20 protein-coding genes are annotated in these 19821 nt (G+C 64.9%); 11 read left to right on the plus strand and 9 right to left on the minus strand.

Features of this window, described 5'->3' with window-relative positions; genetic code table 11:
• Nucleotides 1-116: 116 nt before the first annotated feature.
• The 7 genes from QO034_RS03925 (at nt 117) to QO034_RS03955 (ending at nt 6665) form a co-directional block, all read left to right on the plus strand.
• Nucleotides 117-1823, plus strand: coding sequence for an acyl-CoA dehydrogenase (locus QO034_RS03925; RefSeq protein ID WP_284484193.1), 1707 nt, complete (start codon nt 117-119; stop codon nt 1821-1823).
• Between the two features lie 2 nt (nt 1824-1825).
• Nucleotides 1826-2884, plus strand: a complete 1059-nt coding sequence (locus QO034_RS03930) for an MBL fold metallo-hydrolase (protein ID WP_284484194.1) — start codon at nt 1826-1828, stop codon at nt 2882-2884.
• On the plus strand, nt 2877-3329 hold the full coding sequence (locus tag QO034_RS03935) for a DUF6173 family protein (RefSeq protein WP_284484195.1): 453 nt from the start codon (nt 2877-2879) through the stop codon (nt 3327-3329). Before QO034_RS03930 ends, QO034_RS03935 begins: the two co-directional genes overlap by 8 nt.
• A 64-nt stretch (nt 3330-3393) precedes the next feature.
• Complete coding sequence (locus QO034_RS03940; protein WP_284484196.1) at nt 3394-5238, plus strand: glycerophosphodiester phosphodiesterase family protein; 1845 nt, start codon at nt 3394-3396, stop codon at nt 5236-5238.
• Nucleotides 5225-5815 (plus strand): hypothetical protein, encoded by a 591-nt coding sequence (locus tag QO034_RS03945; protein ID WP_284484197.1) that lies wholly within the window; start codon nt 5225-5227, stop codon nt 5813-5815. The genes QO034_RS03940 and QO034_RS03945 overlap by 14 nt, the downstream gene beginning before the upstream one ends.
• A gap of 93 nt (nt 5816-5908) precedes the next feature.
• Nucleotides 5909-6043 carry an aa3-type cytochrome c oxidase subunit IV gene (locus QO034_RS03950; protein ID WP_284484198.1) on the plus strand — a complete coding sequence of 45 codons (135 nt, stop codon included), beginning with the start codon at nt 5909-5911 and terminating at the stop codon, nt 6041-6043.
• A 13-nt stretch (nt 6044-6056) separates the two neighbouring features.
• A complete protein-coding gene (locus tag QO034_RS03955) occupies nt 6057-6665 on the plus strand; it encodes a hypothetical protein (protein WP_284484199.1) in 609 nt (202 codons plus the stop codon).
• Here QO034_RS03955 and QO034_RS03960 read toward each other — a convergent pair.
• Together QO034_RS03960 and QO034_RS03965 are read right to left on the minus strand one after the other, a co-directional pair.
• Nucleotides 6654-6998: an AzlD domain-containing protein gene (locus QO034_RS03960; RefSeq protein ID WP_284484200.1), complete on the minus strand. Its 345-nt coding sequence runs from the start codon at nt 6996-6998 to the stop codon at nt 6654-6656. The two genes, QO034_RS03955 and QO034_RS03960, sit on opposite strands and share 12 nt — an antisense overlap.
• Nucleotides 6995-7711 carry an AzlC family ABC transporter permease gene (locus tag QO034_RS03965; RefSeq protein WP_284484201.1) on the minus strand — a complete coding sequence of 239 codons (717 nt, stop codon included), beginning with the start codon at nt 7709-7711 and terminating at the stop codon, nt 6995-6997. Before QO034_RS03965 ends, QO034_RS03960 begins: the two co-directional genes overlap by 4 nt.
• A gap of 49 nt (nt 7712-7760) precedes the next feature.
• On the opposite strand from QO034_RS03965, the gene QO034_RS03970 reads away from it, so the two are divergent.
• From QO034_RS03970 to QO034_RS03985, 4 genes are read left to right on the plus strand one after another with little or no spacing between them, the layout of a single operon-like run.
• The gene (locus QO034_RS03970) at nt 7761-8651 is read left to right on the plus strand and encodes a formate dehydrogenase accessory sulfurtransferase FdhD (protein ID WP_284484202.1); all 891 of its coding nucleotides are present in this window, start codon (nt 7761-7763) and stop codon (nt 8649-8651) included.
• A complete protein-coding gene (gene mobA / locus QO034_RS03975; protein ID WP_284484203.1) occupies nt 8648-9268 on the plus strand; it encodes a molybdenum cofactor guanylyltransferase MobA in 621 nt (206 codons plus the stop codon). Before QO034_RS03970 ends, mobA begins: the two co-directional genes overlap by 4 nt.
• Nucleotides 9265-9756, plus strand: a complete 492-nt coding sequence (gene mobB, locus QO034_RS03980) for a molybdopterin-guanine dinucleotide biosynthesis protein B (protein WP_284484204.1) — start codon at nt 9265-9267, stop codon at nt 9754-9756. Before mobA ends, mobB begins: the two co-directional genes overlap by 4 nt.
• Nucleotides 9753-11885 (plus strand): molybdopterin-binding protein, encoded by a 2133-nt coding sequence (locus QO034_RS03985; protein ID WP_284484205.1) that lies wholly within the window; start codon nt 9753-9755, stop codon nt 11883-11885. The genes mobB and QO034_RS03985 overlap by 4 nt, the downstream gene beginning before the upstream one ends.
• A gap of 199 nt (nt 11886-12084) precedes the next feature.
• On the opposite strand, the gene otnC is transcribed toward QO034_RS03985, so the two are convergent.
• Genes otnC through QO034_RS04020 form a run of 7 tightly spaced genes read right to left on the minus strand, consistent with a single transcriptional unit; the run spans nt 12085 to nt 19799 of the window.
• Complete coding sequence (gene otnC, locus QO034_RS03990; protein WP_284484206.1) at nt 12085-12723, minus strand: 3-oxo-tetronate 4-phosphate decarboxylase; 639 nt, start codon at nt 12721-12723, stop codon at nt 12085-12087.
• Nucleotides 12720-13976 carry a 3-oxo-tetronate kinase gene (gene otnK, locus QO034_RS03995; protein ID WP_284484207.1) on the minus strand — a complete coding sequence of 419 codons (1257 nt, stop codon included), beginning with the start codon at nt 13974-13976 and terminating at the stop codon, nt 12720-12722. Before otnK ends, otnC begins: the two co-directional genes overlap by 4 nt.
• Nucleotides 13967-15076 carry an isocitrate/isopropylmalate dehydrogenase family protein gene (locus tag QO034_RS04000; RefSeq protein WP_284484208.1) on the minus strand — a complete coding sequence of 370 codons (1110 nt, stop codon included), beginning with the start codon at nt 15074-15076 and terminating at the stop codon, nt 13967-13969. The genes otnK and QO034_RS04000 overlap by 10 nt, the downstream gene beginning before the upstream one ends.
• Before the next feature lie 24 nt (nt 15077-15100).
• The gene (locus tag QO034_RS04005; protein WP_284484209.1) at nt 15101-16195 is read right to left on the minus strand and encodes a mandelate racemase/muconate lactonizing enzyme family protein; all 1095 of its coding nucleotides are present in this window, start codon (nt 16193-16195) and stop codon (nt 15101-15103) included.
• Complete coding sequence (locus tag QO034_RS04010; RefSeq protein ID WP_284484210.1) at nt 16195-17148, minus strand: 2-hydroxyacid dehydrogenase; 954 nt, start codon at nt 17146-17148, stop codon at nt 16195-16197. The genes QO034_RS04005 and QO034_RS04010 overlap by 1 nt, the downstream gene beginning before the upstream one ends.
• A 2-nt stretch (nt 17149-17150) precedes the next feature.
• Nucleotides 17151-17996, minus strand: coding sequence for a fumarylacetoacetate hydrolase family protein (locus tag QO034_RS04015; RefSeq protein WP_284484211.1), 846 nt, complete (start codon nt 17994-17996; stop codon nt 17151-17153).
• Nucleotides 17997-18011: 15 nt separating this feature from the next.
• Nucleotides 18012-19799, minus strand: coding sequence for an IlvD/Edd family dehydratase (locus tag QO034_RS04020; RefSeq protein ID WP_284484212.1), 1788 nt, complete (start codon nt 19797-19799; stop codon nt 18012-18014).
• Nucleotides 19800-19821 lie beyond the last annotated feature (22 nt).

Here is a 19821-nt window from a genome sequence, read left to right on the forward strand (position 1 = left end):
GCGGCGTTTCGGTTGCGTGACGGGGCAGGGTGGTTTGGAATGCGTTCAGAGATTGTCCATAGCGGCGGGTTGGTCCGATGCCAAGCCCGGCCGTTTCACAGCCCAAGAGGTTCACCATGCCGTATCGTGCGCCCGTTTCAGACTATCAGTTCCTGCTCGATCATGTCGTCGGGTTCGATCAGGTTGCCGCGACGGATCGATTTTCCGAAGCCAGCCCCGATATGGTCGGCGCCATCCTGACCGAAGCCGGCAAGCTGTGCGAAGAGGTCCTGGCGCCGTTGCAGCGCAATGGCGACCTGCATCCGGCGCGGCTGGAGAACGGCACGGTGCGCACGTCGCCCGGTTTCGCCGATGGCTGGAAGTCGATTGCCGAAGGCGGCTGGGTCGGCATCAGCGGCGATCCGGAATACGGCGGCATGGGGCTTCCGATGTCGGTGACGACAGCCGTCAACGAGATGATGAGTTCCGCCTGCGTCGCGCTGCAACTTGCGCCGCTGATGAGCCAGGGCCAGATCGAAGCGCTCGAACATCATGCCAGCGACGAGATCAAGTCGCTCTACCTGCCGAAGCTGATTTCGGGGGAGTGGACCGGGACGATGAACCTGACCGAACCGCAGGCCGGATCGGATGTCGGCGCCCTGACCTCGCGGGCCGAAGCCAACGGCGACGGGACCTATGCGGTCACGGGGCAGAAGATATTCATCAGCTGGGGCGATCATGACGTGGCCGAAAATGTCTGTCACCTGGTACTGGCGCGGCTTCCGGACGGGCCTTCGGGCACCAAGGGGATTTCGCTTTTCCTCGTGCCCAAATGCCTGCCGGACGAAAACGGCAATGCCGGCGTGGCGAACAGCCTCAAGGTCGTATCGCTGGAGCACAAGATGGGCCTGCATGGCTCTCCGACCGCCGTGATGCAGTATGACGGTGCTACCGGCTGGCTGATCGGACAGGAACACAACGGCATGGCAACCATGTTCACCATGATGAACAACGCGCGCCTCGGCGTCGGCGGCCAGGGGATCGGCATTGCCGAAGGGGCCTATCAGCATGCCCTGGGCTATGCGCTGGAACGCCGGCAGGGCAAATCCCGGCATGGAAACACCATCGCGGCCCATGCGGATGTGCGCCGGATGCTGACGACCATGAAGGCCGAGATTTTCGCGGCGCGCGCCATCGCCCTGTCCTGCGCCATCGCCATCGACATGCAGACCGCCACGGGCGACGCGGAATGGGCGGCGCGCGCGGCATTCCTGACGCCGATCACCAAGGCGTTCGGAACCGATACCGGCGTCGATCTGGCCAACATGGGCATCCAGGTGCACGGGGGTATGGGCTTCATCGAGGAATCCGGTGCCGCGCAATATGCGCGGGACGTCCGGGTGACGACGATCTACGAAGGCACCAACGGCATTCAGGCCATGGACCTCGTCGCCCGCAAGATGATGGACGGCGGCGAGGCGGCCGCCCGTCTGCTGGACGAAATCGAGGCGCATGCGGAAACCGCGCGGACCGTGTTCCCGGACATGGCCGAAGCGGTCTGGCAGGCCACGGAATCCCTGCGCGAAGCGACGGAGTGGGTGGCGGCCCAGGACGACATGGACGACCGGTTTGCGGGGGCAGTGCCTTACCTGCGGGCCTTCGCCCGTGTGCTCGGCGGGCATTTCCACCTGATGGCGGCCCTGGCCGACAAGGGCGGTGCGCGCGAAAAACTGGCGCGGTTCTACATCGCCCGTTTGCTGCCGGAACATGCCGGTCTTCTGGTCCATGCGCAAAGCGGGGCCGAAGGATTGTATGCGCTCAGCACCGAAGAGCTGGTGGCCTGAGCATGGGCGCGGACGTCCCGCCGGTTCTCCGGTATCCCTGGGACGAACCGCCCGAGCGGGGCATGGCGCTGGAAGTCGCGCCCGGCGTGCTGTGGATGCGTTTGCCGCTGCCGATGAAACTGGATCACGTCAATGTCTACGCGCTGGATGACGGCGACGGCTGGACGCTGATCGACACCGGGTTCGACACCGGTCTGACGCGGGAGATCTGGACCGGGCTTCTGGCCGGCCCGCTCGCCGGCAAGCCGGTCAGGCGCGTGGTCGTCACGCACCACCACCCCGATCACATAGGACTCGCCGGGTGGTTCCAGACCGATCACGGCGCGGAACTCGTCACCACCCGCACCGCCTGGCTGTTCGCGCGGATGCTTCTCCTGGACAACCAGCCGCGCCCGACGGCCGAGACGCTGGCTTTCTGGCGCCGCGCGGGGATGGACCCGGAGATCTACGCGCAGCGCGCCGAGGAAAAGCCGTTCAACTACGCCGATATCGTCGCTCCGATGCCGCTGGGGTTTTCTCGCGTCAAGCAGGGCGACGTGATCGAGATGGGCGGACGAACCTGGGATGTGCATATCGGCAACGGGCATGCGCCGGAACATGCCACTTTCTGGAGCCGCGAGGACGATCTGGTGATCGCGGGCGATCAGATCCTGTCGTCCATCAGTCCGAACATCGGCGTCTACGCCACCGAACCCGAGGCCGACCCGCTGGCGGAATGGCTGGAGGCCTGCGAACGGTTCCTGCCGCTGGCCCGCGCGGATCACCTGGTGCTGGGCGGACACAAGCTGCCATTCACCGGATTGCCGTTTCGGCTGCACCAGTTGATCGAGAACCATCACGGCGGTCTGCGCCGGCTGTTGGAATTCCTGCAACAACCGCACGTGGCGTCGGACTGCTTTGCCACGCTTTTCAAGCGCCGGATCGGGGCAGGCGAATACGGCCTGGCCCTTGTCGAATCCGTGGCCAACGTGAATCATCTCTACAAGGCCGGTCTGGTCAGCCGCACACCGCGCGGCGACGGGGCGTGGCTCTATCAGGCCAAGGGCGCGGGCGATGGATGAAGAGATCAGCACGACAGCCGAGGCCATCGAAGCCGATGCCTTGCCCCGGATGCACGAGGTTCATGCCGATCCGTCCAGATGCGCCGACCCGGACAAGGTGCCCGACCGCCTGAAACAACCGGTGGCCGGAAAGAGTCCGGCGGAATGGGCCTATGAGCGCCTGATCCTCTATATCCGGAATTTCGAACAGCAACTGGATGCGGAACACGAGGTGGCGATCGCCTTTGTGGGGGCCGGCGCCGGGGCGCTGCGGATCGAGGGGATGGGGTATTTCGATCCGGACATCGTCACCTTCTACGGGAGCGACGCATCCGGCCTGCGCACACAGCTTGTGCAGCATGTCAGCCAGTTGAGCGTGATGCTGCGCGCCCTTCCGAAACCCCGCGACGACGCCCCCGCGAACCGCATAGGGTTCCGGCTGGCGGCGGAACTCGAAAAAAACTGACGGGATCTTGCGTCTTGCAAACAGGTTGCGTTCAATGAAGGAACGCAGCCCCGGAGAACGCGACATGAACTCCCTTTCCACCGTCTTGCGTGCGTTTGGCGATGCCTGGTCACGCCGAAGGATGCTTGTCATCGTCTACCTGGTCCTGCGCATCACCATCTACGCGGTTCTGGCCCCGGTGCTCGGTCTTCTGATCAATCTGGCGGTTTCAATGTCCGATCAGGCGGCGCTGACCGATCAGGACATAGCCGGTTTCCTGTTGACACCCGGTGGTTTCGTGGCGGCGGTGGCGGTTCTGAGCCTGCTGCTCGTGGTCGAGGTGCTGGGGTTCGCCCTGATGGCCGCGATCTGGCGGGCAGGCGGTCAGGACAGCTTTGTCACGGCGCGCACCGCCCTGTTTTCGATTATCAAGCGGATGCGCCACCTGATCCTTTTTGCGGGACTCTTCCTGTTGCGGGTTCTCGCGATGGTCCTGCCCTTCGTGCTGGCCGGGCTGTTCGTCGCCTGGTGGCTGATGGGTGAGTATGACATCAACTACTATCTGAGCAACCGCCCGCCCGAGGCGATCCGGGCCGCGGTGCTGATCGGTTTGCTGCTGCTGGCGCTGCTGTTGTGGTTGCTGGCGCGGCTGACAAGCTGGGCGCTGGCTCTGCATCTGGTGGTCTTCGAGGGCACGTCGCCAATGGCCGCGTTCGGGAAAAGCGCCGAACTGATGGTTGGCGAACGCGGCCGCCTGGCGTGGCGGATCGTGATCTGGTTCGGCATCCGTTTCGGTCTGCTCGCCCTGCTCGGGCTCGTGTTCGGGCTGGTGCTGAACCTGATCCCTCTGGATCTTCAGTCCGGGCTGAGGACCGTTCTGGCGGTAACGCTCGGGATGTCGGCGCTCTGGGCGCTGTCCTCTCTGGTGGTTTCGGCGCTTGCGCTCGGGGCGTTGGCGCGCATCGTCGACGGGTTCTTCGACCGGGGCGGGCAGCTCGCGCCCGTGACGGAACGTGCCGATGCTGGTCTGCGGCGCCGGTTGGTGATCGCCGGGGCGGTCGGGCTTGCGGTCATCGGAATGGGGTTCTGGTCCGGGGCGCGACTGCTGGACGGGATTTCGACGCGGGATGACGTGACGATCATCGCGCATCGCGGTGCCGCCGGCAGCCGCCCGGAGAACACCCTCGCTTCCGTGCAAAAAGCGCTGGAGGATGGTGCCGACTGGGTGGAAATCGACGTTCAGGAAACCGCGGATGGCCAGATCGTCGTCGTTCATGACAGCGATTTCATGAAGCTCTCCGGCGTCGATCTGAAGATCTGGGACGCGACGATGGAGGATCTGGCGCAGATCGACATCGGCGGGTGGTTCGCCCCGGAGTATTCGGACCAGCGCACCCCGCTGCTGCGCGACGTGCTGGAAATGGCCAAGGGGCGCGCGGGTGTCGTCATCGAACTGAAATTCTATGGACATGACGACCAGCTGGAAGCGCGCGTGGCGGAGATCGTCGAAGACCTGGGAATGGCGGATCAGATTGCCACCATGTCGCTGAAATACCCGATGGTCCAGAAGATGCGCGACCTGCGTCCGGACTGGCGCACCGGGGTTCTCGCGGCGACCGCCGTGGGTGATCCTGCCGGCCTGGTCGGGGATTTCGTTGCGGTCAGCGCCGGCCAGGCGAAACCCTGGCTCGCCAGGAGCATGCAGGCCGCCGGCAAGGATCTCTACGTTTGGACGGTCAACGATCCGCTGGACATGTCCAAGATGATTTCCATGGGGGCGGACGGGCTGATCACGGACGAACCGGCGCTGGCGCGTCAGGTTCTGGAATTCCGCGCGGGGCTGAGCACGCCGGAACGGCTGGTTCTGTGGCTGACCGAGGAACTGGGCCTGTCGCTGAACGAACGGGGGTATCGCGATGACTCGCCGTGACGCCGCTGCCGCGATTTGCGCGGGTGTGCTTTTTTCCGCCGGACTCGCGGCGGCGCAGGACGGGTCCGAACCGGGGGGGCTGACCCGGCAGATCGAACTGAGGGCGCATGAAGCCCTGATGGCAAGGATCGCTGAAACGGATACCGGATTGAGCCCCTTTGTCACCGATGGGTGCAGCGGCGGATTGTCGGACATCTGGAAACTGGTGTCCGGCCAGTTCCCGGATTTTGCTGCGGCGCATAATGACCTGCCGCCGTGGGAAGACTGCTGCGTGGCGCATGACCGGGTCTATCACGATGCAGGAAAGGCCACCTCCGCGGCTGACAGCTACGCGGCCCGCCTGCTGGCCGACGAAGAGCTTCGGCTTTGCGTCATCCGGACGGGCGGCACCCGCAAGGATGACGTCGCCGCGTATTACGATGTCGATCCGGCGCGGGTCATGAACGCCTATCAAGTGATCGCCGACGCCATGAAACTCGCCGTGCGATTTGGCGGTGCGCCCTGTTCCGGCCTGTCCTGGCGGTGGGGATACGGCTATCCCGACTGTTCGATCCTGAACTGGTCGACGAAGGAGTGATCGCATTTGGCGCCCTGTGCGCCATTGACGTGGTGACAGCGATTTGCGAATGCGCTATCTGAACTGAAACTCTTGCGAACGGGACCCGTTGAAATGGCAGATCACAAGCACGGCGAAATGGACATCAAGGCGCAGACGGAGACTTTCGAAGGCTTCATGAAGTTCGTCACTTGGACCGTCGTTGTCATCCTCGGCGTCCTGGTTTTCCTCGCGATCTTCGCACGCTGATCGAATCCGGCAAATGTTGCGTGTTTTCGGGGTTCTCGCGGCCGGGCTGGTCGTCGCCGGTTGCGCGACGCAGCAGCCCAATGCCGATGACGAAACGATCCGGGCGTATTCCTACCGGGATTCCGGTCCGCCGTCCCTGACGCTCTACACGATGATCAACAACCGGTCGGGCGAAGGCGCGCATACGGCCCTGATGATCAACGCCTCCGAACGCGTGATATTCGATCCGGCGGGGTCTTTTTATTCAGACGTGACGCCGGAACGGGACGACGTGTTGTTCGGGATCACGCCCTATATCGAACGCGCCTATCGCAGCGCCCATGCGCGCAGCACCTATCACGTGGTCAGCCAGACTGTCGAAGTGTCGCCGGAACAGGCGGAAACCGCCTACAGGCTGGCCCTGTCCAACGGTGCGGTTCCGGGCGCGTTCTGCACCAGCGCAACGTCCAGGCTGCTGGCCGGGGTTCCGGGATTTGAAACGATCGACAGCGTGCTCTATCCGAAAAAGCTGATGGATCAGTTCGAACAGGTTCCCGGCGTGCGGACCAGCCGCTATTACGAAGACGACAGCCCCGACCTGAAACTGGCGCTGGCCGAAGGCAACGCGGCGCTAGCCGACTAGATACAGCAGCGCGTATAGCGTTCCGGCCCCGGCCAGGATGGCCGCGATCACGTTCTTGGTGATCAGGCCCACGATCAGCGTCATCGCCGCCGCCGCCATGCGCGGCCCGTCCGGCTGTCCTCCGGTCGCGGTGGGCCAGATGACCAGCGGCGTGACCAGCGCGGGCAGGATCGCCACCGCAGTGTACCGCAGGTGCCGCATCAGCCAGCCTGGCATCGTGCGACTGCCAACCAGCCCGATAAAGACGAACCGCAGGGCGAAACTGCCGACGGCAAGGCCGATGATGACCGTCCACAGGGTCGTCTGGTCGAATTGTTGCACAGCGGCGGTCATGTCGTTGCTTCCCGGTGGGTCATCGCCAGTTCGATCCGCGCCCCGACCACCATCCCGGCGAACCCGGCGACCAGCAGCCCGAGGTTGAAGGGAATGCCCGCCGCGAGGATTGCCACCACGATCGATGTGATCGCGGCAGCCAAATGCGCGGCGGTGCGCAGCATCGGGGCGATCATCGCCAGGAAGGCGATCGGAAGCGCGAAGTCCAGCGCCCAGCTTTCCGGGATCCGCGCGCCCATCACGGCGCCCACATAGGTCGCAAGACACCAGACCGGCGCGATCAGCCCGTTGGTGCCGGCGAAATAGGCCATCCGCTGCGGCACCGTCATGGCGGTGTCGGTTTCGAACTGGACGATGGACAGGGCATAGGATTGATCGACCGTGAAATAGGCCGCGATGGCCCTTTGCCACAGCGGCGCGGCCCCGAGATAGGGGGTCATCGACGCCGAATACATCGCGACACGCAGGTTGACCGCCAGGGCCGAGACCAGAACGATGAGCGTCGGCGCGTTCTCCTGCATCAGTTGCAGGGCGGTGAACTGCGCCGCTCCGGCAAATACCGTCACCGTGAAGGTCATCGTTTCCACGAGCTTCAGACCCGCCTCGGCGGCCAGGACGCCGAACAGCATTCCGAAGGGACCGGCGACCAGGATGAATGGCGCGCTGTCCCGGATGCCTTTCCAGAAATACGATTTCGGTGTGGTGGAAGCCATGCGTTGCTCCTAGACTGTGCCCGCCCGCACTAGCGATGATTGGAAAGGGTTGCAATTGGCGACGACGGAAGACACCGCGGATTTCATCATTGCTCCGGACCCCGGTGCGCCGCGCCTGACGCGCGCGGTAGAGGGCGTGGACCAGAACGGGAACCGCAGCCGGATCTCGGTGGTCGAGGAACGCCCCCTCACGATCTTTCTGAACGCGCAGGAAATCGTCACCGCCATGACCATCGGGGATTATCCGGAATACCTGGCGCTCGGTTTCCTGCGCAATCAGGGGATGCTGCTGCCGGATGACGAGATCACCGGTGTCGACTATGACGAGGATCTGGAAACCGTCGTGGTGCGCACCGCCCGCAAGACCAGCTTCGAAGAAAAGCTCAGGAAAAAGACCCGCACCAGCGGATGCGCCGTGGGCACGGTATTCGGCGACATGATGGAGGGGCTGGAAAACGTCCGCCTGCCCGCGACTTCGGTGCGGACAAGCTGGCTTTACGCCTTGGCGGCGCGGATCAACCGGACGCCATCGCTGTATCTTGAGGCCGGGGCGATTCATGGCACGGTCCTGTGCCGGGAGGATCGGCCCTTGGTCTACATGGAAGACGTCGGCCGCCACAACGCGGTGGACAAGATCGCCGGCTGGATGCTGCGGCATGACAGCGATGCGGCGGACAAGATCCTTTACACCACGGGGCGGCTGACCTCGGAGATGGTCATCAAGACCGCGATGATGGGCATTCCGGTGCTGGCCTCCCGGTCCGGCTTCACCGCCTGGGGGGTCGAGATCGCGCGCGAGGTCGGCCTGACCCTGATCGGCCGGATGCGCGGACAGCGGTTCGTCTGTCTGTCGGGCGAAGACCGGTTGCTGCGGGATGTGGACCCGGCCACGGTCGCGGTCGAGGATGGCAGGCATCGCAGAAAGAGCGCCGACGCATGAAACGTCCTTTGGGGGTTATCCTGGCCGGCGGTCTGGCCAGCCGCATGGGCGGCGGTGACAAGGGGCTGCTGCCGCTGGGCGGGCAGACCCTGTTGGTGCGTGTCATCGACCGGCTGGGGCCGCAGGTCGACGACCTTGCGCTGAATGCGAATGGCGACGCCGCGCGCTTTGCCGGCTTGGGCCTGCCGGTCCTGCCCGACAGCATCGGCGGGTTCGTCGGCCCGCTGGCGGGGGTGCTCGCCGGGCTGGACTGGGCCGCGGGGCAGGGTGCGGAGCAAATCGTGACGGCCGCCGCGGATACCCCGTTCCTGCCGCCGGATCTGGTGGTTCGTCTGAGAGCTGCGGGTGACGGCATGGAGACTCCCCTGGTTCTGGCGGCGACGCCGGACCCGGACCGGGGCACGGTGCGCCATCCGACTTTCGGTCTCTGGCCGGTCGCGCTGCGCGACGATCTGCGGGCGGCGCTGACGGACGGGTTGCGAAAGGTGGTGATCTGGACCGACCGCCATGGCGGGCGCGAAGCGGTCTTTCCCGCCGATGGGGTCGATCCGTTCTTCAATGTGAACACACCCGACGATCTCGCCCGGGCCGAGGCGATCCTGGAGGGGACCGCGTGAGGATCTACGGTGTGGTCGGGTGGAAGAACGCCGGCAAGACCGGCCTGATGGAACGGCTGGTCGGCGCTCTTGTGGCGCGTGGGATCTCGGTATCGACCGTCAAGCACGCGCACCACAGTTTCGACGTCGATCAGGCCGGGCGGGACAGCCACCGTCACCGGGTCGCGGGCGCGTCCGAGGTGATGCTGGCGTCGGGAGCCCGCTGGGCGCTGATGCACGAGTTGCGCAGCGAACCTGAACCCGATCTGGCGGCGTTGCTGGCCCGGATGTCCCCGGTCGATCTGGTGCTGGTCGAAGGGTTCAAACGGTCCCGGCATCCGAAGGTGGAAGCGCATCGCAGGGAAACGGGGAACCCTTTGATCGCCATTGACGACCCCAGTATCCGGGCCGTGGCCAGCGATGTGGCGCTCGACATCGACCGCCCGGTCTTCGATCTGAACGACACGGTTTCCATCGCCGACTTCATCCTGAAGGAAGTCGGGCTGTGACCTGTTTCGACACGTTTGCAATGGTCGATTGGTCGGCTGCCAGACGCGCCCCGGAACGGCCTGGCAAGGATTCGATCTGGATCGGAGTTTCTCGACGCGACCGGGAGGAAGAACCGCTCTATTTCCGAACCCGGATCCAAGCCGAAACCTGGATCGCCGAGTTCATTAGCCGGGAAAACGACGCTGGACGTCGGGTTCTGATCGGGTTCGACTTTCCGTTCGGATACCCTAGGGGCTTCGCCCGTGTCGTGACCGGGTCGGACGATCCGGTGGAACTCTGGTATTGGCTGGAAAGCCGCATCCGGGACGACGAGAGCGGGGAAAACAACCGGTTCGAGGTGGCGGAAGAGCTTAACGCCCTGTTCGAGGGGCCGGGGCCATTCTGGGGCAAACCGGCGAAAGACAGATGGCCGGGCGTTCCCTATCGTAAGCGCGGGATCGGTTTTGATCGCGTCGCGGAGCGCAGGGCCGGCGATATCGCGGCCAAGGCTGCGTCCAGTTGTTTCCAACTGGCCTTTCCGCCCTCCGTCGGCAGCCAGGTTCTGATGGGCTTGCCGATGCTCGCGCGACTTCGGCGGCGGCCGGACGTGGCCGTCTGGCCGTTTGATGACTGGACTGGGGCGAAGACCGTGCTGGCGGAGATCTGGCCCGGCCTGATCGAACCGGCGGTCCGATCCACGACCGGACCTGCTGATCAGCCGGCAATTCGCGATCGTGAACAGGTCCGTCTCATGGCGCGGGCATTTGCGGGGCTCCTGTTCGAGGATCTGTCGGAAATGATGCGCGACATTCCGGAAGCGGCGCGTGAAGAGGCATGGATTCTCGGCACGGGCCATGCGGACCGGCTCGTCGCTCTGGCCGGTCCGGGTGCGGATGTCTTGCAGCCACCGCCCCTGCGCAACGATTGTTTCGCCTTGCCCGCGGGGGTCGACTGGACCCCAGTGGACGAGGCTCTTGGCCTGCTGAAGTCAGGGCTGTCCGTCGTCACCGATGCGGAAACGGTCGCCTTGCCCGACGCGCTGAACCGGGTGCTGGCGCGGGACGCGCTGGCGCTCCGGTCCAACCCGCCACAGGCGAATTCGGCGGTGGATGGCTACGGGTTCGCCGGGCCGGTGCCGGAAGGGGCGCATGTGCTGCCGCTGGTCGGGGGGCGCTCCGCGGCAGGGGCGCCCTTTGCCGGGCCGGTGCCCGAAGGCCACGCGATCCGCATCCTGACCGGAGCGACGCTGCCAGACGGCGTCGATACCGTGGTTCTGGAAGAAGACGTGCGCGTGGACGGCAGCCATGTCGCCTTTCGCGGGCCTCTCAAGGCCGGCGCGAATGCCCGCAAGGCCGGTGAGGATGTCAGGGAGGGAGATATCGCCCTGAGCGCCGGGCGGGTGGTGACGCCGGCGGATCTTGCCCTTCTGTCGGCGGTCGGGATTTCGCAGGTCGATCTGCGGCGCCAGTTGAGGGTTGCGGTGGTGTCGACAGGCGATGAACTGGTGGACTCCGGTGAGCAGGCGGCTAAGGGGCGGATATTCGACGCCAACCGCCCGATGCTCCTGGCCATGATCGCCAGGTTCGGGTTCAAGCCGGTGGACATGGGGCGCGTCGGCGATGACCGGGGCGCGCTGAAAGACCGGCTCGATGCGGCCAGCGCCATGGCGGATGCGATCCTGACCAGCGGCGGGGCATCGGCCGGCGACGAAGACCATGTATCGGCGCTGCTGAAAGAGGCGGGCGCCATGCAGGAATGGCGGATCGCGATGAAACCCGGCCGCCCTCTCGCGCTGGGGCTGTGGCATGACACGCCTGTCTTCGGGCTGCCGGGCAATCCGGTCGCGGCGATGGTGTGCACGCTGATCTTCGCACGTCCGGCGCTGAGCCGTCTTGCGGGTGCGGACTGGACGGAACCGCAGGGGTTCCTGGTGCCCGCGGCCTTCGAGAAGAACAAGAAACCGGGACGGCGCGAATATCTGCGCGCGCGGGTGCGGAACGGGCGCGCCGAGGTCTTTGCTTCGGAAGGGTCGGGCCGGATCAGCGGGCTGAGCTGGGCCGAGGGGCTTGTCGAGATCGAAGACGGCGCGCGCCATATCCGACCGGGCGATCCGGTCAGGTTCATTCCCTACGGCAGTTTCGGCCTGTGACCGGATGACGGTCGCATAGGTGCTGGCCGTCTGGGCCTGCGCCATCGGCTGTGCGGCGGCGTCGAAGGTCAGGAAATGGCTGCCGTCGGGTGCGGTGCAGATATCGAAAACATGGCAATCCGGTTCCAGTCGCGGGGAATTCCCGGCCTGCTGCCGCACGAGCCGCTGAAATACCCCAACCCGACGATGGCGATGGAGATCACGTTGCGACCGGAAAGCGGCGGCGCAGGTCAGCGACCTGTTCCGGATCGAGCGGCCTGGTTTTCAGGCCCCGCAGTGCCAGGAACAGCTTGGCGGTTTCTTCCAGTTCCTCGGTCGCATGGATCGCGTCCCGCAGCGTGCGTCCGGCAACCACCGGGCCGTGATTGGCCAGCAGGACCGCATGGTGATCCGAGGCCATTTCCCGCACCGCACGCGCCAGATCCATGTCTCCCGGCGCGAAATAGGGGATGAGGGGCAGCGTGCCGATCCGCATCACGTAATAAGCGGTCAAGGGCGGCAGGACGTTGGCCGGGTCGATGTCTTGCAGGCAACTGACCGCGACGGAATGGGTGGCATGCAGATGCACGATGGCCCCGGCTGCGGGCCGGCAGTCATACATCGCCATGTGCAGAAACGCTTCCTTGGTCGGGGCATCGCCCGAAACATGGCATCCGGACCGGTCCAGCCGGCTGATCCGGGCCGGGTCGAGGTCGCCCAGCGACGACCCGGTCGGCGTCATCAGCCAGCCGTCCTCCAGCCGCAAACTGATGTTGCCGGCGCTGCCGAAAGTCAGCCCACGATCAAACAGCGATTTGCCAAGAGCCGCGATCTCGTCGCGCTGGCGGGTATCGCTCATCCCAGCATCTTGAAGGCTTTTTCAAAAAAGTCCACGCCGCCGAAGTTTCCGGACTTGAGGGCCAGTGCCATCGGCGGGCCGGACATTGTCTGCGTCCAGGGCACTCCGGGATCGATTTCGCCGAGGATTTCCAATGCGGGCAGGTCCAGGGCCTTGACCACGGCCCCGGATGTTTCGCCGCCCGCCACAACCAAGCGGCGGAAACCGGCAGTGCGCAACACGTTTGCCAGCTCTGCCATGAGAGTTTCAACCAGCGCGCCAGAGCGGGCGATGCCAAGTCGGGACTGAATGTCTGCGACGTCCCCCGGGTCAGCGGACGCGTGGATCAGAATCGGAGTAGCAGCAGGCTGATCGGTGGCCCATCGGAGCAGTTCGTCGCAGGTGATCGTGCCGTCGGCAATCGCCTCCACGTCGATCCTGCGGTTGGGCCAGAAGGGTTTGATCCAGTCGATCTGGGTCCGGGTCGCTGCCGAGCAACTGCCCGCCAGAACGGCGTTGCGCCCGTCGATACTGGGAAACGCGGGTGTCGAATCGACCGGCTGGACACCGAAGTTCCGGGGCAGCCCCTGCGCCACGGCAGAACCGCCCGTCACCAGCCGATGCTGTGCCGCGGCCTGGCCGATGGCGGCAAGGTCATTGTCGTCCAGCGCATCCACGACCGCGTATCGCGCACCCTTTGAGACCAGGTTGTCCGCCGCGTCTCGGATTGCCTTGCTGCCGCCGGATACGGTGGCATGTGGGATCAGCCCAACGCGGTGCCGCGATTGCAGCTGCATGAGCGCGACTAGATTGCTGTCTCGCATCGGCGTCAGCGGATGATCCTTCATCGGGGAATCCGACAGAAGTTGATCATTGACGAACAGATGGCCCATGTAGATCGTCCGCCCGTTCACTGGAAAGGCGGGGCAGACAAAGACCAGTTCGACTCCCAGGCGATCCACCAGCTCATCGGAAACCGGTCCGATATTGCCGTCCGCGGTGGAATCGAACGTGGAGCAATACTTGAAAAAGACCTGTTCCGCCTTATGCCGCTGCAACCAGTCAAGCGCGTCCAGCGATTGCGCTACAGCGTCCGGCGCGGGAATGGTGCGGGATTTCAACGCGACGACGACAGCATCCGTCCGCGACAGGTCGACAGGACCGGTCGGAACGCCGAAGAATTGCGCCACTTTCATGCCGTTCTTCGCCAAGGTCACGGCGAGATCCGTCGCGCCGGTGAAATCGTCCGCAATCGCTCCGATCTTCAGGCGCATGCGGATTCCCCGATCAGGTCGATGACTTCACGCGTGACCGCCCGGGTGCCCATGTCTCCGCCGAATTCCATCGGGCGCAGCCGGTTGGCGCTGAAGCCCGCCATCACCGCTTCGTCGATCAATTTGGCTGCATCGGCATAGGCCGCAAACTCTGTTCTGTCCGCCAGATAATCCAGCATCAAGGCCCCTGACAGAATCGCCGCCAGCGGGTTGGCCTTGTCCTGGCCCATGATGTCGGGGGCGCTGCCATGTGCGGGCTGGAACAGCGCGTGATGGTCGCCGATCTCGGCGCAGGACGCCATGCCCATGCCCCCGACCAGCCCACCGGCAAGGTCGGACAGGATGTCGCCGAACATGTTCTCGGTCACCAGAACGTCAAAGGCCCAGGGCTGGCGCACGAGATCCAGCGCCTGTGCATCGACATAGTTGTAGCCAGTAGCAATGTCAGGGAATTCCGGGCGGACCTCGTCGAATATCTTGCGAAAGAATGCCATGGAGGCAAAGACGTTGGCCTTGTCCACGCAGGTCAAGAGGCCTTTTCCACCCCGTGCCTTGCGCTTTTCGGCCAGCCGGAACCCGAAGCGGTGCAGCCGTTCGCAGATCGAGCGGGTGATGCGCAGCGTGTCGCGCACTTCGCTGTCGCCGATGATCTGGCTGCGGCCATGCACGGCGGCGGAATAGAACAGGCCCTCGGTGGACTCGCGCAGGATCACCAGGTCGATCCCGGCGGCGCGCGGGTCGGCCAGACGCTGAGGGGCGTTCGGATAGGCCCGAACCGGGCGCACCCCGGCGTAAAGTTCGAACCGGTCGCGCAGGCGCAGGTGCGGGGAAATCTCTGTTCCGTCCGCGTGGCGAACGGACGGCAGGCCGATCGCGCCCATGAAGATGGCATCCGATTCGGCCGCGCGCTCCTCGCCGCCGGGTTCGATGTCTCTGCCGGTGTCCCTGAAATATCCCGCTCCGGCCGCTATCTCGTCGATATTCAGGCCAGGCAACCCGACCCTGTCGAGGACAGCGGAAACTACCGCAAGGGTCGCATCCGCCACGTCGACGCCGATTCCGTCTCCTTTGATGACGGCGATCCTGGCGTTCTGTTGCATGGCAGTTTTCCGTTCGGATGCGGTTCAAACTCGGGTGAGAAAAGGCGTCAGCCGGTCCCAGTCGAACACGACTCCGGTTCCGGGCGTGTCCGGCGCTACGGCCAGATGGTCTTCGACGACCAGCGGGCGCGTCGTGTAACGGTCTATGGGAAAGGAATGGACTTCGATCCAGCCGGGATTGGGGCGCGCGGACACGAGGCTGACGTGAAGTTCCTGCATCCCGTGGCTACAGACCGGAATGCCGTGGCGGGCGCAGAGGTCCGCCGCCTGAAGCCAGCCGGTTATGCCGCCGCAATTGGATGCGTCCGGTTGCAGATACGCCACCCGCGCCTGTTCGGCGGCATACTCGAATTCGTGGATCGTGTGCAGGTTCTCGCCCATGGCGAGCGGCATCCCGGTCGTTTCGGCAATGCGGGCATAGGCCGCGTAGTGGTCGGGAATGATCGGTTCCTCGAACCACAGCAGGTCAAAGGGCGCGAAGGCGCGGGCGGCTTCGATTGCCTGATCTTCCGTCATCGAATAGTTCGCATCGACCATGAAGGCGATGTCCGGGCCGATCAGGTCGCGCACCGCGCGGATGCGCGCGATATCCTCGGCCAGGGTCGGCTGGCCGATCTTGATCTTCACGCCGTTGAAACCGCGATCGAGATAGCCCTTCACGCTGCCCAGCAGCTTTGGCAACGGGAACCCGAGGTCGATACCGCCGCGATAGGCCCGGCAGCGGTCCGACGTGCCGCCGGCCATTTTCCACAGCGGCTGGCCCCTCGACCTGCCGCGAATGTCCCAGAGCGCGATATCGACCGCCGAGATTGCGAAAGACGCGATGCCGCCGCGCGCGACGTAATGCAGGTGCCACTGCATCGCGTCGTAAAGGTCTTCGACCGCCTCGGCCTTCTGACCGATCAGAAAGGGCGCGAGGTCATGGTCGATCATCGCCTTGATCGCGTGCCCTCCCTTGCCGCCGGTATAGGTATAGCCGGTGCCGCCTTGGCCGTTCTCCAGCGTCACGGTGGCGGTGACGAGCTGGAAATGCGTGTGATCGCCGTGCTTCGCGTCCACCAGAACCTCGTCCAAGGGGACGTTGAACAGGTGGCACCGGATCGCGACGATCTTCGGCATCAGAGATCCCTGCACTCCGGCACCGGAGTCACCGTCGTGCCGTCCTTCAGCCATTGGGTCAGGTTTTCGCAGGTCAGATCGCCCATCGCCTGCCGGGTTTCGCGCGTGGCGCTGCCCACATGGGGTTGCAACACGACATTGTCCATCGCGAAGAGCGCCTCGGGCACCTTGGGTTCGGCTTCGAACACGTCGAGCCCCGCGCCGCCGAGCGTGCCGTCTTTCAGGGCCTGAACCAGCGCGGTTTCATCGACGACCGTGCCCCGCGCGACGTTGACCAGAATGCCCTCGGGACCGAGGGCGGCCATCACCTCGGCGTTGACCATATGCCGGGTTTCCGCGCCGCCCGGTGTGATCACGATCATCACGTCGCAGGCCGCCGCCATTTCGGTCAGATCGGCGAAATACCTGTATGGCACATCCTTTTCGCTGCGCGCGTGATAGACCACCGTGGCGTCGAATACCGCCAGCCGATCGGCGATGGCCTGGCCGATCCGGCCCAGGCCCAGGATGCCGACGGTGCGGCCCTGCACCGTGTGGGTGAGAGGGGTGTTGCCTTCCTTCTCCCATCGTCCGGCGCGCACATAGGCGTCGTTCGGGACCAGCCGGCGACTGACCGCGAACCACAGAAGGATGGCCGTGTTTGCCACCTCGTCGTTCAGCACGTTCGGCGTATGCGTGACCACGATTCCGCGTTTGGCGGCGGCGGCGGCGTCGATCGTGTCATAGCCGACGCCGTAGTTCGAGATGATCCTGAGGTTCGTGAGCGCCGCCATCAGGTCGGGCGGCACGCCATAATGGCCGACATTCACGACGGCGGTGATGGATTCGGCGTGTTCGGCCAGGAACGCCGCCTGCGCGCCATCCATCGGCAGCGGGACGATGTCGAATTCCGCCGCCAGGTTGTTCTTCATCCGCTCTGTCAGCGATCCGATCTGCAACAGTTTCGGTGCCATGGTCACGCGTCCTCGGCGACGATCTGGGTCTGCTGGCCCAGACCTTCGATCCAGACATCCATCCGGTCGCCGACCTTGAGGTAGACCGGATTTTTCATGCCGAGCGCCACGCCCGGCGGCGTGCCGGTCGAAATCACGTCGCCCGGATGCAGCGTCATCAGACTGGACAGGTGCTCGATGATCTGCGCCACCGTGAAGATCATGGTCCTGGTATTGCCGGTCTGGCGGCGCTCGCCGTTCACGTCCAGCCACATGTCGAGCTGCTGCGGATCGGCGATCTCGTCCCGCGTGACCAGCCAGGGGCCTGTGGGGCCGAAGGTGTCGCAGGACTTGCCCTTGGTCCACTGGCCGGACAACTGGGTCTGGAAATGGCGTTCGGACACGTCGTTGACCACGCAGTAGCCCGCCACGTAATCAAGCGCCTCGGCCTCGGAGACGTATTTCGCGGTCTTGCCGATCACCACGCCCAGTTCGACCTCCCAGTCGGTATGGGTCGAACCGCGCGGCATGCTGACCGTGTCGTTGGGGCCGACCACGGCGGAATTGGCCTTGAAGAACAGGATCGGGTGGTCGGGGATCGCCGCTCCGGTTTCGGCGGCGTGGTCGGAATAGTTCAACCCGATGCAGAGGAACTTGCCGATATTGCCGACGCAGGGGCCGATGCGGGGGGTGCCCGGCACGGCCGGCAGGCTGGCCGGATCGAGTTCGCGCAGGCGCGCAAGGGCGGCGTCTCCCAGCGTGTCGCCGGTAATGTCTGCGACGACGCCGGACAGGTCGCGGAGGGTGCCATCGCCATCGATCATGCCGGGTTTTTCTGCGCCGGGTTCGCCAAAACGTAGAAGTTTCATGTGTTCGTTTCCTTGCTAGTGATTGTCGCGTGGGACAGACTTGTGCGCGATGTCCTGGAAGTCCGGAGCGCCCTCCAGCACCATGCCTTCGGAAAAGGGGCGCACTTTCTGGCGGAAGATTTCCTGCCAGGGGGACTGGCTCTGCGGGGTGAAGGGGCGGTCGGGGAGGGCCGCGCGGCGGGCGTCCAGTTCCGCCTGATCGACCAGCATGTCGGCGGTGCATTTTCGCAGATCGATCCGGATGCGGTCGCCGGTCCTGACCAGCGCCAGCCCGCCGCCATCCGCGGCCTCGGGGCTGGCGTTCAGGATCGAAGGGCTGCCGGAGGTGCCTGACTGCCGTCCGTCGCCCATGCAGGGCAGGGCGTGGATGCCGCGTTTCAGCAGGTAGGCGGGGGGGCGCATGTTCACCACCTCCGCGCCTCCGGGATAGCCGATGGGTCCGGCGCCGCGCATGATGAGGATGCAGTGTTCGTCGATGCCGAGACTCTCGTCGTCGATCCGCCTGTGGAAATCTTCGGGGCCGTCGAACACGATGGCGCGGCCCTCGAACGCTTCGGGGTCGTCGGGGTTCGACAGATAGCGGTCGCGGAATTCCTTTGAGATCACGCTGGTCTTCATGATCGCGCTGTCAAAGAGATTGCCGGACAGGTTGATGAACCCGGCCTCGCGCGTCATCGGTTCGCCAATCGGCTTGATGACCTCGGGGGTTTCTGTGCGCTTGTCGCCGCAGTTTTCCGCCATGGTCTTGCCGTTCGCCGTGACCGCGTCCGGATGTGGCAGCAGCCCGGCGCCCAGCAGTTCCCCGATCACCGCAGGTACGCCGCCGGCGTGGAAGTAGTCTTCGCCGAGATAGGCCCCCGCCGGTTGCAGGTTCACGAGCAGCGGCACCTTGTGGCCGAGACGCTGCCAGTCGTCGTTGTCCAGTTTCACGCCCAGGTGCCGCGCGATGGCGTTCAGATGTATCGGCGCGTTGGTCGATCCGCCGATGGCGGAATTGACCACGATCGCGTTCTCGAAGGCCTGCCGGGTCATGATGTCGGTGGGCTTCAGATCGTCATGCACCATCTGCACGATCCGCTGCCCGGTGGCATAGCTCATCTGCCCCCGCTTGCGGTAAGCCGCCGGAATTGCGGCCGATCCGGGCAGTTGCATCCCCAGCGCCTCGGCCAGGGAATTCATCGTCGTTGCCGTGCCCATGGTGTTGCAGTACCCGACCGAGGTGGCCGAGGAGGAGACGAGTTCGAGAAATCCGTCGTCGTCGATCTCGCCCGCCGCCAGCAGTTCGCGCGCCTTCCAGACGATGGTGCCCGACCCGGTGCGCTCGCCCCGGAACCAGCCGTTCAGCATCGGGCCGACCGAGAGCGCGATGGCGGGGATGTTGACAGTCGCCGCCGCCATCAGGAGCGCGGGGGTGGTCTTGTCGCAGCCGATGTTCAGCACCACGCCGTCGATCGGATAGCCGAACAGCGTTTCCACAAGCGACAGGTAGGCCAGGTTGCGGTCGAGCATCGCAGTCGGGCGTTTGCCGGTTTCCTGGATCGGATGCACCGGGATCTCGATCACCGTGCCGCCGGCCGAGATCACCCCGTCGCGCACCCGCTTGGTCAGTTCGATATGGTGGCGGTTGCAGGGGGACAGGTCGCTGCCGGTCTGGGCGATGCCGATGATCGGCTTGCCGGATTGCAGTTCCTCGCGCGTCAGGCCGTAGTTCAGGTAGCGTTCGAGATAGAGCGCGGTCATCTCCGGGTCGTCCGGATTGTTGAACCAGTTCTGAGACCGCAGTTTGGGGGTCTTGTCCGACATTGGGAAATTCCTTGTGATGGGC

The organism is Sedimentitalea xiamensis (assembly GCF_030164465.1).
In the GTDB taxonomy this organism is placed as follows: Bacteria; Pseudomonadota; Alphaproteobacteria; order Rhodobacterales; family Rhodobacteraceae; genus Sedimentitalea; species Sedimentitalea xiamensis.

What these genes read in the sequence shown, in the direction of transcription:
- QO034_RS04015 (WP_284484211.1), bottom strand. Translation starts at nt 17,996, where the DNA reads ATGAAACTTCTACGTTTTGGCGAACCCGGCGCAGAAAAACCCGGCATG.
- QO034_RS03950 (WP_284484198.1), top strand. Translation starts at nt 5,909, where the DNA reads ATGGCAGATCACAAGCACGGCGAAATGGACATCAAGGCGCAGACGGAG.
- QO034_RS04010 (WP_284484210.1), bottom strand. Translation starts at nt 17,148, where the DNA reads ATGGCACCGAAACTGTTGCAGATCGGATCGCTGACAGAGCGGATGAAG.
- QO034_RS03930 (WP_284484194.1), top strand. Translation starts at nt 1,826, where the DNA reads ATGGGCGCGGACGTCCCGCCGGTTCTCCGGTATCCCTGGGACGAACCG.
- QO034_RS04020 (WP_284484212.1), bottom strand. Translation starts at nt 19,799, where the DNA reads ATGTCGGACAAGACCCCCAAACTGCGGTCTCAGAACTGGTTCAACAAT.
- otnC (WP_284484206.1), bottom strand. Translation starts at nt 12,723, where the DNA reads ATGAGCGATACCCGCCAGCGCGACGAGATCGCGGCTCTTGGCAAATCG.
- mobA (WP_284484203.1), top strand. Translation starts at nt 8,648, where the DNA reads ATGAAACGTCCTTTGGGGGTTATCCTGGCCGGCGGTCTGGCCAGCCGC.
- QO034_RS04005 (WP_284484209.1), bottom strand. Translation starts at nt 16,195, where the DNA reads ATGCCGAAGATCGTCGCGATCCGGTGCCACCTGTTCAACGTCCCCTTG.
- QO034_RS03965 (WP_284484201.1), bottom strand. Translation starts at nt 7,711, where the DNA reads ATGGCTTCCACCACACCGAAATCGTATTTCTGGAAAGGCATCCGGGAC.
- QO034_RS03925 (WP_284484193.1), top strand. Translation starts at nt 117, where the DNA reads ATGCCGTATCGTGCGCCCGTTTCAGACTATCAGTTCCTGCTCGATCAT.
- QO034_RS03945 (WP_284484197.1), top strand. Translation starts at nt 5,225, where the DNA reads ATGACTCGCCGTGACGCCGCTGCCGCGATTTGCGCGGGTGTGCTTTTT.
- QO034_RS04000 (WP_284484208.1), bottom strand. Translation starts at nt 15,076, where the DNA reads ATGCAACAGAACGCCAGGATCGCCGTCATCAAAGGAGACGGAATCGGC.
- otnK (WP_284484207.1), bottom strand. Translation starts at nt 13,976, where the DNA reads ATGCGCCTGAAGATCGGAGCGATTGCGGACGATTTCACCGGCGCGACG.
- QO034_RS03940 (WP_284484196.1), top strand. Translation starts at nt 3,394, where the DNA reads ATGAACTCCCTTTCCACCGTCTTGCGTGCGTTTGGCGATGCCTGGTCA.
- QO034_RS03955 (WP_284484199.1), top strand. Translation starts at nt 6,057, where the DNA reads ATGTTGCGTGTTTTCGGGGTTCTCGCGGCCGGGCTGGTCGTCGCCGGT.
- QO034_RS03935 (WP_284484195.1), top strand. Translation starts at nt 2,877, where the DNA reads ATGGATGAAGAGATCAGCACGACAGCCGAGGCCATCGAAGCCGATGCC.
- QO034_RS03960 (WP_284484200.1), bottom strand. Translation starts at nt 6,998, where the DNA reads ATGACCGCCGCTGTGCAACAATTCGACCAGACGACCCTGTGGACGGTC.